Genomic DNA, 14,779 nt, shown 5'->3' with positions numbered 1-14,779 from the left:
TGCCACCTTTTAGCACTTTCTATCGATTATAAAGGTAGAACGTATAAAAGGAGGAAATAAAAGTGAAACCATTATTAATTATTGATCCGGGTCATGGCGGCAACGATCCGGGAGGTGGTTCAAATCGATTTTGGAAAGAAAAAGAAATGAATCTTGCAATATCCTTATATCAATTTAATAGATATAAGCAATTGAATATACCAGTTGCATTAACTAGAAAAAAGGATAGTACACTGACTCCAGAGGTTAGAGCTAAGATAGTCCGGGACAGTGGAGCATCGTTTTGTCATTCTAACCACATAAATGCTGGTGGGGGAGATGGAGCTGAAATCATCCACTCTATCTTTGGAGGAAAAGAAATGTCAGAAAAACTGGCTGTCGAGTTGAAGGCAAGCGGACAGAACATTCGACGGGTATTCACCCGAACCTTGCCTACGAATCCAAGGCAGGACTTCTATTTTATGAACCGGGATACAGGAAATGTCACTACAGCAATAATTGAATATGGATTTGCTGATTCGAAAAATGACGATATCATGCAGCTTAAATCAGATTGGAAAAAGTACGCGGAAGCAGTGGTGAAAGGGTTTTGTATGTTTACTGGTAACGATTATTCTTTGCCTGATCATGCTTCTATACGGATTTCAGTTAAACAACATCCTGTTATTATGCTGCCTGCCCACATTTCTAAGTGGCGTGTATATCCATTGAAAAAGAAACCTGTAAGAGGTAACGAGATAGGCTTGATTAATCCAGCTAAATTCAACGGACTTCAATATGAGGTTCTTTCCAATCCTTTTCAATATGTATACACCATTAAGACTCGAGACTTTGGGGTGGTTAATATTTATGCAGGACCAGAAACGAAAGCGGTTATCAGGAAGCATTAAGTGAAGCACCGTAGCCGCAGATTTTAGTGTTGTTAAACTCAAGTTTATTCGTTATACTATAGCTAATGAAAAAAGTAATATAAAAAGCCTGCAGGGGGAGCCATTTGGCTGAGAGTGAGCATGTAGATGTTCAGACCCTTTGAACCTGTTAGTTAATACTAGCGTAGGGATTGTGACTTTTTTGATGGATAAAAGCATTGCGCGAGGATTCTTTCATCAGGAAACTTCCCCTAGGCATTGCTTTTTTTGTTGCAAAAAATTAGGGGAGGTTATTGTTTTGCGTTCTAAGAAAATTTTATTTTTAGTAGAAGTATCTATTTTTACCGCATTAGCACTTGTCTTGGACTTGATTCCTTTTTTGTCTTTTAAAATATGGGCTCAGGGTGGTTCCATTTCTCTAGCAATGATACCAGTTTTTATATTGGCATTCAGATGGGGAATTAAGGGTGGCTTGTTGTCTGGATTCTTGTGGGGGGTATTGCAAATTGCCATAGGTGCTATTATCGTTCATCCAATTCAAGGTCTTTTAGACTATGGAGTAGCATTTACTGTACTAGGTCTTGCAGGAATATTCGCCAACAAAGTGCAAAAAGCTGTAAGTCAAAGAAAGACAAAAGAGTACTTGACCTACATTATGTTAGGGGTATTGCTTGGTTCAACTTTACGTTTTATTGCTCACTTTGTGGCGGGAATTGTTTTTTTTGCTGATTATGCACCAGAAGGTCAAGCCGTTTGGTTGTATTCATTCCTATATAGTATTTCATACATGTTACCGTCCTATGTTATTTGTACCATCGTTGTATTCTTCCTGTTTCACAAACAGCCAAAAACTATGTTAAACGCAGCATAATAATTATTGCGCACCTGAAGGTAGTCTTAAATTTTATTAAGGCTGCCTTTTTTATTATATACTGTTAGCAAGAGGTGATGAATTTGCGTGAGTTAATCGGTGAATGTCAATCATGTGGTGCGAAAGTTTATTGCGAAAATGGATTTTTTGATGGGTACCAGGAGAATGGTAAGTTATTTTGTAACGAGTGTGCAAAAAAATTGGATAGTGAGAATTGATCAGCAGCCTTTTATTGTAAGGGCTGTTTTTTAGCGTTTTTACGACTTGATGCTGATAGAAAGTTACTTTACTAAATTTGACGGATGCAACCAATCATTTACTTTCACTCAACCCTATAAATCTGCATAGGCTATAGCACACTAAAAATATGGGATGTGTGGGAGAGGAAGAAGAGGAATGGAGTTAACAGTTTCGCATTGGTTATATGGTTTTTTTACGCTAGTGATTATTGTCACAATGATTTTTAAGAAGGGAGTAGTACTGCCGACGTTACTCGGAACATTTATAATTGCCTGGGTATATAAAGGAAGCCTGGTGGTTGGATTTACAGCAATTTTTAATGCCAACCTAGTCGCAGCAACAGAGCTATTCAGTATTTTTCTCATTATCACGTTCATGATGGCATTACTACATGCTTTGCGGGATCTTGGAGCAGATATACGAATGATTCAGCCGATGCAAAAGATGATGGTAAACGGACATGTTTCCTATTTTGTGCTAGTCGGAATCACCTTTGTATTATCCTTGTTTTTCTGGCCGACACCTGCTGTTCCACTTATTTGTGCTTTGTTGGTTCCTGCCGCAATTCGTGCTGGACTTCCTGCAATGACCGCTGCTGTTGCCGTGGCTCTTGCCGGGCAAGGGATGGCGTTATCATCAGACTATATTGTTCAGGTTGCACCCAGTCTTTCGGCTAAATCAGCAGGTATCAGTACTGCAGCTGTTGCAGATACAGCACTGGTGTTATCACTCATAACAGGTGGTATAGCGATTCTTCTTGCCTACTTGCTGTACCGAAAAACCATTCGGAAAAAAGATAGTCCATTAATTGAAGAAGATTTGTCCAGACTGCAGACAGAAGCCCGTTCTACCAATAAAGCTCATGGATTTCATGTAAAAACATGGAGTAAAGTATTTGCGATAGTAGTTCCTTTATCTCTGTTAGCGGTAGTAATATATATGATTTATACAAAATTGATAGAAGGACGTATGAGTGGTTTTGAAGGCGGTGGAGGAGCTGCTTTTATTGGAGGTGTTGCGGCAATTCTGTTGTTACTCGCTACAGTTGCCTTTGGAAAACACCATGCATTGGATTATATAAGTAATCATATTACGGAAGGATTTACCTTTGCTTTTAGAGCGATGGGTCCAGTAATTCCGATTGCAGGTTTTTTCTTTCTGGGTAGCCAGGATTTTGCCGGTAGAATTTTAGGGGTGGACGAGAATCCACCAGCATTTTTGTTTGATATTGTTCAATCTATTCAGGGTTACTTGCCGGAGAGTGCTTTATTAGCTGGATTTAGTGTGTTAATCATAGGTATTATTACAGGACTCGACGGATCGGGTTTTTCAGGACTACCACTTACTGGTGCGTTAGCTTCTTCGTTAAGCAATGGATCGATTGATACAGAAACGCTTGCTGCTATTGGTCAGATGGGTGCTATCTGGACTGGTGGAGGTACAATCGTTGCGTGGTCTTCGTTAATTGCAGTTGCAGGCTTTTGTGGGGTGCCAGTTATGGATCTGGTAAGGAAAAACTTTATTCCCGTTATTGCAGGATTGGTAATCTCTACTTTGCTAGCTGTATTCTTATTTTAAAAAGAAGCGTAAATTCTGCCTAAATAGGGTAACCATGATAATAGATACTATTTTATACAACTTTTCTATTGGAGGTAACCCTAATTTATGTCAAAACAAACTAGTACAATTGTAGAAGAATCATTAAACGCATTATATGATGACGAAACTTTTTTACCAGATTTAACTAATGGAGTAAGGGAGAAGGCTTTTACGTCGCTCACTTCTATTCTTTCCACACCTAACCACGTGAATAAGTCCTTTTTACGGATCGCACTTGAAAACGATAAGGTTGTACGAATACCAGCATTTCGTGTGCAGCATAACAACATTTTGGGACCATATAAAGGTGGTATTCGCTTTCATGACTCAGTTAATGAAGATGAAGTTATCAACCTATCTTCCTTAATGACTTTAAAAAACGCCCTTCACCAAGTGCCATTTGGTGGCGGTAAAGGTGGAGTCGCAATAAATCCCCGCGACTACGAAGCAAAAGAACTTAATTTGATTTGCAAAAAATATGTACAATACTTTAGTGAAATACTTGGTCCGGATAAAGATATTCCTGCACCAGATGTAGGTACTGGACAACGTGAAATGGACTGGATGATGGGGGAATATAAGAGTATACGCCCAGGCAGCAGGTACCGAGGAAGTTTCACAGGAAAAAGTGTTATAAACGGCGGATCATTAGGAAGAAGAGAAGCCACCGGAAAAGGTGTCTATTATTCGTTACGGTATATGCTTAATGACTTTGTAAGTTCTAAACGAGAGTGGCTGGAAGAGCGTGAAAATATATTTGCAAAAACGGCGCTTGAACACAGCGGGAAAGACTTAACCATTGCCGTACAAGGTTTTGGTAATGTTGGCTCAGTCGCGGCTTTAGAAGCGTTCAGGTGTAATCATATCAATAACAAAATTGTAGCTGTGAGTGATCATAACGTCACACTATACAATTCTGATGGTCTTGATATACCAGCATTAGTTAAAGCTGTTGAGCTAACAGAAGGTGACTTGCCGAAAACGGATAGCGAACTGGCAAAAACAGAGATAAAAGCGAATATAAGGGACCGTGACAATGTACTGAGTATGGACGTAGATGTCTTAATCTTAGCAGCACTTGAAGATCAAGTGCATAAAAACAATGTTCAGGATTTGAAAGCTGGTATTGTTGTAGAAGGTGCTAACTCTCCGGTAACCGCTGAAGCAGATAAAATATTGAGTGATAAGGGAGTCATAATAGTACCGGACATTCTAGCTAATGCCGGTGGTGTTATCGTTTCCTATTTTGAGTGGATACAAGGTAGAGAAACTCAATTTTATACAGAAGAAGAAGTAGTTAAAAAACAGTTTACGAAGATGAAGGAAACATTTGATACAATATTACCGCAATTCTTTGGGGACCCACATCCATTGAGACAAAACTGTTACATTCATGCGGTAGCAAAATTATCTACTGTGTTGTATAGACAAGGCAAACTATATTAGAAATCACCTTAAGAGCGCTTTTAAATAGGCGCTCTTTTTGAATTGTTGCTGTTTTGAATATTACATATATTTACAATGCGTGTTAGCGAGTTCGGCTTTCGTATGGTATAATAATATAAAAATTCAGTTAATAACTTTGAATGAATATTCCCCGCATAATAAGTGTAAATCTACTTTAAATGTAAGCGCTTTATTTATTTCAATAGAAAGGGGTGCAAATTACTTGAATGAAAAAAGTCTATGTTATTGGACTACAACTAAATATCGGCAGCACCTTAGGACCACAGAAGAAGATTTAGTTGCGCGTGAATTTGCTTTGACTGTATTTATTAATGGCGAACAATATGCGACCATCGTGTGTACACCTGTTGATTTAAAGGAAATGGTATTAGGTTTTTTAGCATCAGAGGGAATAATTCGAAAGTACGATGACATTAAATCAATAGCCGTTGATGATAATAAAGGATTTGCTTATGCAGAAACTACGTTTAATGTATCGTTTTCCGATAGAACGGAGCGATGGATTGGCTCATGTTGTGGTAAAAGCCGTGAATTTTATCTGAAACAAGATGTTAAGTCAGCCAAAACTATCTCCACCAAATTACAATTGAACACTAGAGAAATATTTAAACTTATGAGTCAGTTTGATGAAGCATCAGAAGTATTTAATCTAACAGGAGGTGTCCACCAGGCAGGTCTAGCCTCCAACCATACTATAAAAAGAACATTCATAGACATCGGGAGACACAATGCTTTAGATAAATTATTCGGTTATATCATACTAAATAAACTACATGCCAGAAATTATTGTATCTTATTCTCAGGCAGAATTTCGTCTGAAGTAATTTTAAAAGTTTCAAAGATTGGTTCTGGTATTCTCTTAGCAAAATCTGCTCCAACTGATTTAGCGTTAAAGTTAGCTGAAGATTTACAGGTGACGGCTGTGGGGTTTATTCGGAATGACAGGTTAAATGTATACACGCATGGAAATAGAATAATTTATAACAAAACTGAAGAAGAATTCTTTACGAACTAGGGGGGATTATTGTGCAGGAACATATTGTTGTGACAATTAATGGATTAGAATACTTAGGAAAACCAGGACAGAATTTATTGGAGTTACTTAATACAACACAAGAGTCTGTACCACAAATATGTTATAACGAGTCACTCGGACCTATTCAAACCTGTGATACATGTGTGGTGGAAATAGATGGGCAAATAAATCGGGCGTGTGGTACAACCATTTCAACAGGTATGGAAGTTAAAACAAACATTGATTATGTGAAGTCAGCACAAAAGGCTGCATTGGATAAGATTTTAGAAAATCATGAATTGTACTGTACAGTTTGTGATTACAATAATGGATCATGTGAGATTCATAATACAATTGCGGACTTTGGTCTGGAGCACCAATCGAAGCCCTGGAAATCAAAGGGGTATGAAGAGGACAATTCAGGTTCTTTTTACAGGTATGATCCTGATCAATGTATACTTTGCGGAAGATGTGTGGAAGTCTGCCAGGATGTCGAGGTAAACGAAACCCTTCTAATTGATTGGAAATTAGAACAGCCTCGAGTGGTATGGGATAACAATGTTCCAATTGACCAGTCTTCTTGTGTAAGCTGTGGGCAATGTGCGACTGTTTGCCCATGTAATGCAATTATCGAGAAGAACATGGTAGGGGAAGCGGGTTTTATGACCGATCATAAGCCAGGATTACTGCGTTCCATGATTGATCTAACAAAAAAAACCGAACCTGGATATGGTCCTTTATTTGCGGTTTCAGATACAGAAGCGGCAATGCGTGAAGAACGTATTGAAAAGACAAAGACTGTTTGTACCTATTGTGGTGTAGGATGCTCATTTGATGTTTGGACAAAGGACAGAAAAATACTGAAAGTACAACCCCAGCAGCAATCACCGGCTAATGGTATCTCAACATGTATAAAGGGTAAGTTTGGATGGGATTACGTTAATTCGGAAGAACGATTAACGAAACCGTTAATTCGCAGAGGTGAATATTTTGAAGAAGTGGAATGGAACGAGGCAATTTCTTATATTGCAAAAAGATTTACAGAAATTAAAAATGAGCATGGCCCTGATGCATTAGGATTTATTTCATCATCAAAAGCTACAAATGAAGAATCATATCTAATGCAAAAGCTGGCACGGCAAGTAATAGGAACTAATAATGTTGATAATTGTTCCCGATATTGTCAGGCACCAGCAACGAAAGGATTGTTCCGTACAGTGGGACATGGCGGTGATTCGGGGTCAATTGATGATATTGCCGATGCGGAACTGGTCATCATTATAGGATCGAACACAGCTGAAGCTCACCCTGTTATTGCTTCACGCATCAAGCGGTCCCATAAATTATTCGGACAAAAATTGTTCGTGTTTGATTTGCGAAAGCACGAAATGGCGGAACGCGCAGACGGATTTTATCAGCCAGAAAGTGGAACAGATCTAGTGTGGTTATCTGCAGTGACCAAGTATATTATCGATCAGGGCTGGGAAAACCGATCCTTTATTGATCAGTGGGTAAACGGTTTTGACGAATATAAGGAAAGCCTGGAAAAATTTACTTTGGAGTATGCGGAAAGGTTAACTGGCCTCTCACAGCAAACATTAATTCATATTGCTGAGGAAATAGTCAGTGTTGATAAAATGGCAATCTGCTGGGCTATGGGTGTAACGCAGCATCAATTAGGAAGTGACACGAGCACAGCAATTTCAAATCTATTACTGGTAACAGGTAACTATATGCGGAATGGTACAGGCGCATATCCATTGCGAGGGCATAACAATGTCCAAGGCTGCAGTGACTTTGGAAGTATGCCGGACTTCTTTCCTGGATACGAAAAGGTAGCAGATGACGATGCTAGAAACCGCTATGAACAGGCATGGAAGGTAAAGATTCCAAGTGAACCCGGAAAAGATAACCATCAAATGATACACGCCATTCATGATGGTAATCTTCATGCTATGTATGTTATCGGCGAGGATACAGGAGTAGTGGACTCAAATATAAACTACGTTACAGATGCATTTAAAAAGCTTGATTTTTTTGTTGTTCAGGATCTGTTCTTAACCAAGACATGTGAGTATGCGGATGTTGTGCTTCCAGCATCACCAAGTCTTGAAAAAGAAGGAACATTTACAAATACTGAGCGCAGAATTCAAAGACTCTATCAGGCACTTGATCCACTCGGTGATTCAAAACCGGATTGGATGATTCTGAGAGACATCGCAGGAAAAATGGGTTATGAGTGGGGATACACACATCCATCTGAAATTATGGACGAGTCTGCAGCACTTGCCCCTTTATTTGCTGGTGTAAGTTATGATTTGTTAACTGAATATAATAGTCTGCAATGGCCGGTTGCTAAGGATGGAACAGATACACCTTTACTATTTAAAGATGGATTTCCTTTTAAAGATAAAAAAGCTAAATTATTCCCGCTAGAATATGAACTATTATTCGGCACAACCGAAGAATATGACTTGCGGGTTAATAATGGTAGGTTACTAGAGCATTTTCATGAAGGCAATATGACGTATAAATCAAAAGGAATTTCCAGAAAGACGCCAAATGCATTTATAGAAGTGTCAAATGAACTGGCAAAAGAGCGAGGCATAGAGGAAGGAGCAGAAGTTAAGTTAACTTCTAATGCTGGTTATGCAACAGGTATTGTTCATATAACTGACAGGGTAAAAGGAAAAGAACTTTTTCTGCCTTTAAATGATAATGGGAAGTCAGCGATTAACTATTTGACTGATAATAGTGTTGACAAAGATACAAATACGCCTGCTTACAAAGAAATTGCCGTTAAAATGGAAGTAATCAAGAAAAAAGGTAAGAGTCCACTACCTTCAAATAATCATCGACGAGGAAATAGACAGCCGCAAATTGGAGTACGTGTTGAACAGAAGTGGGAACGTGATGATTACACAATGCCAGGAAGCAAGGTGAAGCATGATGGCTAATCCAATAAGAAAAATAAAAAAATTAGACATTCCAGAAGAAAAGATACAGGAACAGAATTTAAAAGAAGTGTCAAAGGCTGTAAGTGAAAATAAAGAAGCAATACTAAAAGGAATTGATTTCTTAGGTACATTGAATGACAATGGAATGCTTGATATGACGCATTCTTTTGTGAAGCAAAAGGAAACAGCACTGGATAATGTTATGCGCGAAATAAACAAGCCCCAGTATTCTGCAACTTTAGAAAATGTCAGCAAACTATTTTTGTATCTTGGAGAATTAAATGTGGATGAGCTTCATCATTTCACTGGGAAAATAAATAAGGGTATGGAGGAGTCGCGAAGTTTTAGTGAAACAGAAAAAACAACGTATATGGATTTAATAAAAGCACTAAAGGATCCTGAGATAAATAGAAGTGTAACCATGCTGATGCACTTTCTCCGTGGCATGGGAAAGGAATAAATATGAATGAGAACCTCTTCCGTGACTAGAATTGTTTCGTATTTATACTCGGTATAAGTTGTACTATTCGTAACTCCGTTCACATAGATTTTAATAAGATATGTCTGAAATTCTATTAAATGGAAATGGAGGCTGAGGTTTCATGAATGCTATTTTAGTTGCTATATTTGGCCTTATTGTATTTGCTCTCGGTTATCGGTATTATTCCAAGTTTGTTGCTGAAAAAATATTTAGACTGGACCCAAATTATGTAACACCTGCTCATCAATATAAAGATGGTGTGGATTTTGTACCTACTAACAAATTTGTTTTATGGGGACATCACTTCACATCGGTTGCTGGAGCTGCACCTATAGTTGGTCCAGCAATCGCGGTTTACTGGGGTTGGTTACCTGCAGTACTATGGGTAGTTCTTGGTACTGTATTCGCAGCTGGAGTACATGATTTTGGTACACTGGCATTGTCAGTACGAAATAAGGGTCAATCTGTTGGAACTCTAGCACACAGACTAATTGGCCAACGTGCAAAATTATTGTTCTTATTTATCATTTTAATACTTGTACTAATGGTAAATGCTGTGTTTGCGTGGGTAATTGCAAAGTTATTTATTTCTTACCCTTCAAGTGTAATACCAGTATTTATTCAGATTCCGCTAGCAATATGGATTGGTGCAGCTGTATACAAAAGAAAGCAAAAAATGCTGGTACCATCTTTAATAGCTCTAGCTATTATGTATGTGACTGCTGTTATTGCAAGTAAAGTCAGCTTTCTGCAAATTGACCTTGTTCAATACATGGGAGGTGAAAATGCTGCTGGGCTATTCGGTCTAGGAGCAACGTCAACTGCATTCTTTATTTGGATTATTATTTTAATGATATATGTATATATTGCATCCACATTACCGGTTTGGAAATTACTGCAGCCGCGTGATTTTATTAACTCCCATCAGCTAATAGTAGGTTTAGCTATCTTATATCTAGGTCTATTGTTTACGAACCCAGAAATTACTGCACCTGCCACAAATGCTAATGCAGATATATCCTGGTTTCCACTTTTATTTATTACGATAGCATGTGGAGCAATTTCAGGATTCCATGGATTAGTTTCATCTGGAACCAGTTCGAAACAGTTAAATAAAGAGACGGATGCCCGGTTTGTCGGTTATCTTGGTGCTGTAGGCGAAGGGGTACTAGCGTTGGTTTCAATACTAGCAGTCGTTACCTTATTCCCTAGCAGAGAAGAATTTTTAGCTACCTACAGCAGTTTTACTGCTTCCAGTGGCGCGGGACTTGGTTCGTTTGTAGATGGCGCGAGTAAGCTGGCTAGTGGTTTACTGATTCCTACTGATGTAGCATCTACCATTGTATCGATTATTGTAGTTAGTTTTGCTGCAACCACCCTGGATACATCCGTTCGATTAATGCGCTATATAATTGCAGAGTTAGGTGTCGAATATAAAATCCCTGCATTATCCAAAACCCACGTTGCTACTACATTAGCAGTCGTATCCAGTGCTGCCTTAGTGTTAATCCCACAGGGACCAAAAGGTTTTGGATCAGGTGGCTATCTCTTATGGCCGTTATTTGGTACAGCCAACCAGTTGTTGGCGGGAATCAGTTTACTCCTAGTCGCGATATGGTTAAAGCGACTTGGAAGAAACTATGCGATTGCGTTAATTCCAATGATATTTATTTTATTCGTTACACTAATAGCTATGTTTAACCAAGTCTTATTTGAATGGTCCTGGTTCGGGTCAAATTCAAATATGCTGCTGTTTATATTCGGAGCAATTATCTTCGTATTCGCTGTCTGGATTATTCTGACTGCTTTCTCATCACTAACCAAAAAAATGGATGATGCGAACATAAAATAACGATGACTAACAGTAAATATGAGAAAAGGGATCAGTTTTTACTATTGATCTCTTTTCGCACTACTTTAGCAGTTAAGGAATTATAAATTCTTATATACTGCATAAGTAAACGAGGTGATAGGGTGTTTAATCATATTAAGAAACTAATACAATTTTATGAAGAGGTACTAAGCATGCCACATCGGCAGGAAATTGCTCGAGAATTAAGGAATCAGGATGATTTATTTCTTTTGCTATTATACTCAGAAATGATTGGCATACCGAACCCTGTTTATTATTATACATTGGAGTTATACCCTTATATGATTGAAGAATTTCATGATTGGCATTTACGAATGGGTATGGAAAAATCCCCCCTGAGCGGTATCCGCTGCTGTTAAATCTTCGCTAAAGAAGGAGTCTATAGGTATGAATGATATACAAAATAAAATTGTGTTTGTTGGGGGAAAGGGTGGTGTTGGTAAATCAACATCAGCTGCAGCGATTGCTTGGAAATCTGCTGAAAACCGTTCTAAGACATTACTAGTTTCGACTGACCCTGCACATAATCTAGGCGATATCTTCAACATAAAAATAGGGGGTAAAATTACAACTATTACTTCACATTTAGATGCACTTGAAATAGATCCCGACATAGAAACAAACAACTATATTGAAGGTGTAAAAGAAAATATTAAAGGAATTGTACACACAGGAATGGTGGAGGAAGTGCACCGCCAGCTTGATACTGCAAAAGCATCTCCAGGAGCCGATGAGGCAGCTTTATTTGATAAACTGATTTCAATCATTTTAGAGGAAAGCGAACAATATGATACGATTATTTTTGATACAGCACCAACTGGGCATACCATTCGCTTATTGTCACTTCCCGAACTGATGGGAATTTGGATTGAAGGCTTGCTTCAAAAAAGGAAAAAAACAAACGAAAATTATGCGCAATTATTAAATGATGGTGTGCCAAAAGAGGATCCGATATATGATGTGTTAAGAAATCGTCAAGAAAGGTTTTCTGCTGCAAGGGCAATCATGCTCGATCCCAAGCAAACTAGTTTTGTATTTGTTTTAAATCCAGAACGATTACCTATTCTTGAAACAAAAAAAGCATTAGATTTGTTGAATAAATACCATTTGCACGTAAAAACACTAATTGTTAATAAACTATTACCAGAAGATCCGGAAGGTGAATTTCTTAAAAAAAGAAAAGGGCATGAACGGAAATATGTTTCGATGATAGAGAAAACTTTCACAAAACAGGAATTATATTATATTCCTCTATTTTCAAATGATATTACGGATATGGACCAACTCAAAGTATATAGTAGTTATTTTCAGAAAGGATGATAAAGTTGAAAGCATTTGTACACGATAACCAAAAATTAGATATTAAAAGCATTAAAGACCCTTCATTAAAGGAAGATGAAGTATTAGTAGGAATTAGAAGTGCAGGATTGAACAGACGGGACATTGGAATCCCGGGACGTCGTGGTAAGGAAGAAACTACTCTGGTTTTAGGGTCAGACGGAGCAGGTATAATCGAAAAAATCGGATCAAACGTAACGGATTTCGCTGTAGGGGATGAAGTGATTATTAACCCATCACTAAATTGGGAAAATTTGAGTGATACATCTCCTCAGGGATTTGATATATTAGGGTTTCCCACCCATGGGACATTTGCTGAGAAAATTGCTATCTCGTCTGAACAAGTGGAGAAAAAGCCTTCCCACTTGTCATGGGATGAAGCAGGCGTATTAGCGTTATCAGGATTAACAGGGTATCGTGCTTTGTTTTCAAAAGGAGGTTTAAAAGAAGGAGAAACAGTGTTTATTCCAGGCGCAGGAAGCGGTGTAGCAACATTTTTAATTATGTTTGCAAAAAGTATTGGTGCTAAAGTTATTGTAAGTTCTCGAAGCGAAGAGAAACGTGCTAAAGCGGCTCAAATCGGGGCAGATATTGTGTTGGATACCAATAGTAACTGGCAAGAGGAATTAGCCAATGAAACGGTTGATTTAGTTATTGAGAGTGTTGGAAGAGCAACCTTTAACCGATCTCTAGAGGTTTTAAAAAAGGGTGGAAAAGTGGTTGTGTTTGGTGCTACGACTGAGGATACAGTAGATCTAAATCTACGCGAATTTTTCTATGGTCAATATCAACTTTTGGGTACTACTATGGGCAGCAGGGAAGAATTGCGTGACATGATTGCATTTATTGAGAAACATGACATACATCCTGTAGTGGATTCCACTTTCGAATTAAATCATGCAAAAGAAGCATTTTATTATCTCAAAGAAGGTAATCAATTCGGAAAAGTATGCATTAAAATTAGTGTGTGAATAATAGTGCTTACTATTTTTAAAAATAGTAAGCACTATTATTTCATATGAGCGGAAAGGTTATTTACAGCCATTTGAATCTTTTGGCTGTTTTTTGAATACATTTGTTTTACCTCAGGGTTTTCAGTGGCTAATGCAAAAAGTTCCAAATCTGCCTGACACTTTTTGAGGTTAGCAAGAAGCAGCGGTTTTTCTGAAGGGGACGGGACAGGGATTTTGTCGTCATATAAGTCAACAGTAATTTGGCCGTCCGTATCTGCCTGGGCTAAAAATATATTTTCTATGCTTATATTCATTTTATCCAATTCTGTTTCTAACCAATTTTTATTCAATGAAAGGTTTGTCAAAGGTTCTATAAGAACTTCTCCGTCCATAACTATGGTTTCAGGCTGTTTTTCATTGGGGAGCTTCATACCAAGAATTTTTGCAGTAATGGGCTGATTTTCTTTTTTTTGCATTACACTTATTGCACCAGATGGTTCGAGTACGGCAAACTCAACATCAGCAGCTCTAAATATATTATTGGAACGCAGTTTTTCAAGCAATTCATCTATTGTGAAATGTTCTTTTTTAAGATTGTCTTCCATAATCTTACCATCCTGTATAAAAACGGTGCTTTTTCCGTCTACAAAATCACGAAATCTTTTACTCTTAAGCGACAGAAATTCAACACTGATTGGTATGATGAACCATATACTTAATGCAGCAAAAGCGTGCCAGAAATTTGTTCCTGAATCAGCTGCGTGCATAGCGACTATGCTGCCTATTACTATGCCTGTGATGTATTCAAATATGTTCATTTGTGAGAGTTGTTTTTTTCCTAGTCCTTTTGTGATTAGAAAAAGTACAACTAGTAGGATAAATGATCTAACCATGATTGAAACCCATTCCGGCATCATAAAAATTCCTTTCTGACTTAGCAATATTTCTTGGTTACTCAACTTTCGAACATTAAAAAAACACGATAACTGTGGTTCTTGTAGATTTAAAATATGTTACTTAAACTTAACTATTTTTTCTAAAACTTACTACCAATTACATTGCCGTAGTAGATAGAAACTGCGACGTAATTTTAATTTTAAGTTTATTATTTCCTTG

12 protein-coding genes and 1 riboswitch are annotated in these 14,779 nt (G+C 37.9%); of the genes, 11 read left to right on the top strand and 1 reads right to left on the bottom strand.

Going from position 1 to position 14,779, the window contains the following annotated elements:
- The first annotated feature begins 62 nt into the window (after positions 1-62).
- The 11 genes from VBD025_RS13515 to VBD025_RS13465 all read left to right on the top strand — a co-directional run bounded on the left by VBD025_RS13515 (position 63) and on the right by VBD025_RS13465 (position 13,681).
- Positions 63-890, top strand: coding sequence for an N-acetylmuramoyl-L-alanine amidase (locus VBD025_RS13515; RefSeq protein WP_430786329.1), 828 nt, complete (start codon positions 63-65; stop codon positions 888-890).
- Between the two features lie 83 nt (positions 891-973).
- Positions 974-1,078: riboswitch (TPP riboswitch) on the top strand.
- A gap of 89 nt (positions 1,079-1,167) precedes the next feature.
- Positions 1,168-1,740: an energy-coupled thiamine transporter ThiT gene (thiT, locus tag VBD025_RS13510; RefSeq protein ID WP_430786327.1), complete on the top strand. Its 573-nt coding sequence runs from the start codon at positions 1,168-1,170 to the stop codon at positions 1,738-1,740.
- Between the two features lie 396 nt (positions 1,741-2,136).
- Entirely contained in the window at positions 2,137-3,558 is a 1,422-nt protein-coding gene (locus VBD025_RS13505; RefSeq protein ID WP_430786325.1) for a hypothetical protein, read from the top strand.
- A gap of 87 nt (positions 3,559-3,645) precedes the next feature.
- The gene (locus VBD025_RS13500; protein ID WP_430786323.1) at positions 3,646-5,025 is read left to right on the top strand and encodes a Glu/Leu/Phe/Val family dehydrogenase; all 1,380 of its coding nucleotides are present in this window, start codon (positions 3,646-3,648) and stop codon (positions 5,023-5,025) included.
- 223 nt (positions 5,026-5,248) lie between these two features.
- A complete protein-coding gene (gene fdhD / locus VBD025_RS13495; protein ID WP_430786321.1) occupies positions 5,249-6,061 on the top strand; it encodes a formate dehydrogenase accessory sulfurtransferase FdhD in 813 nt (270 codons plus the stop codon).
- Positions 6,062-6,072: 11 nt separating this feature from the next.
- Entirely contained in the window at positions 6,073-9,018 is a 2,946-nt protein-coding gene (gene fdhF, locus VBD025_RS13490; protein WP_430786319.1) for a formate dehydrogenase subunit alpha, read from the top strand.
- Complete coding sequence (locus VBD025_RS13485; RefSeq protein ID WP_430786317.1) at positions 9,011-9,478, top strand: DUF1641 domain-containing protein; 468 nt, start codon at positions 9,011-9,013, stop codon at positions 9,476-9,478. The genes fdhF and VBD025_RS13485 overlap by 8 nt, the downstream gene beginning before the upstream one ends.
- 142 nt (positions 9,479-9,620) lie before the next feature.
- The gene (locus VBD025_RS13480; protein ID WP_430786315.1) at positions 9,621-11,351 is read left to right on the top strand and encodes a carbon starvation CstA family protein; all 1,731 of its coding nucleotides are present in this window, start codon (positions 9,621-9,623) and stop codon (positions 11,349-11,351) included.
- A gap of 122 nt (positions 11,352-11,473) precedes the next feature.
- Entirely contained in the window at positions 11,474-11,731 is a 258-nt protein-coding gene (locus VBD025_RS13475) for a cory-CC-star protein (protein ID WP_430786313.1), read from the top strand.
- A gap of 28 nt (positions 11,732-11,759) precedes the next feature.
- Complete coding sequence (locus tag VBD025_RS13470) at positions 11,760-12,692, top strand: ArsA family ATPase (RefSeq protein WP_430786311.1); 933 nt, start codon at positions 11,760-11,762, stop codon at positions 12,690-12,692.
- Between the two features lie 5 nt (positions 12,693-12,697).
- Complete coding sequence (locus tag VBD025_RS13465; protein ID WP_430786309.1) at positions 12,698-13,681, top strand: zinc-binding dehydrogenase; 984 nt, start codon at positions 12,698-12,700, stop codon at positions 13,679-13,681.
- Positions 13,682-13,719: 38 nt separating this feature from the next.
- Here the strand turns inward: VBD025_RS13465 and VBD025_RS13460 are convergent, their stop codons facing one another.
- Complete coding sequence (locus VBD025_RS13460; RefSeq protein ID WP_430791416.1) at positions 13,720-14,577, bottom strand: DUF421 domain-containing protein; 858 nt, start codon at positions 14,575-14,577, stop codon at positions 13,720-13,722.
- Positions 14,578-14,779: the final 202 nt, after the last annotated feature.

This window comes from Virgibacillus flavescens, from assembly GCF_050574275.1.
Classification (GTDB): Bacteria; Bacillota; Bacilli; order Bacillales; family Amphibacillaceae; genus Virgibacillus_F; species Virgibacillus_F flavescens.
This window is presented reverse-complemented; position numbering and strand designations above follow the sequence as displayed.

Bases quoted from the DNA above. Each gene is read 5' to 3' on its own strand.
- VBD025_RS13505 (WP_430786325.1), top strand. From the start codon at position 2,137: ATGGAGTTAACAGTTTCGCATTGGTTATATGGTTTTTTTACGCTAGTG.
- VBD025_RS13500 (WP_430786323.1), top strand. From the start codon at position 3,646: ATGTCAAAACAAACTAGTACAATTGTAGAAGAATCATTAAACGCATTA.
- VBD025_RS13485 (WP_430786317.1), top strand. From the start codon at position 9,011: ATGGCTAATCCAATAAGAAAAATAAAAAAATTAGACATTCCAGAAGAA.
- VBD025_RS13480 (WP_430786315.1), top strand. From the start codon at position 9,621: ATGAATGCTATTTTAGTTGCTATATTTGGCCTTATTGTATTTGCTCTC.
- VBD025_RS13470 (WP_430786311.1), top strand. From the start codon at position 11,760: ATGAATGATATACAAAATAAAATTGTGTTTGTTGGGGGAAAGGGTGGT.
- VBD025_RS13460 (WP_430791416.1), bottom strand. From the start codon at position 14,577: ATGCCGGAATGGGTTTCAATCATGGTTAGATCATTTATCCTACTAGTT.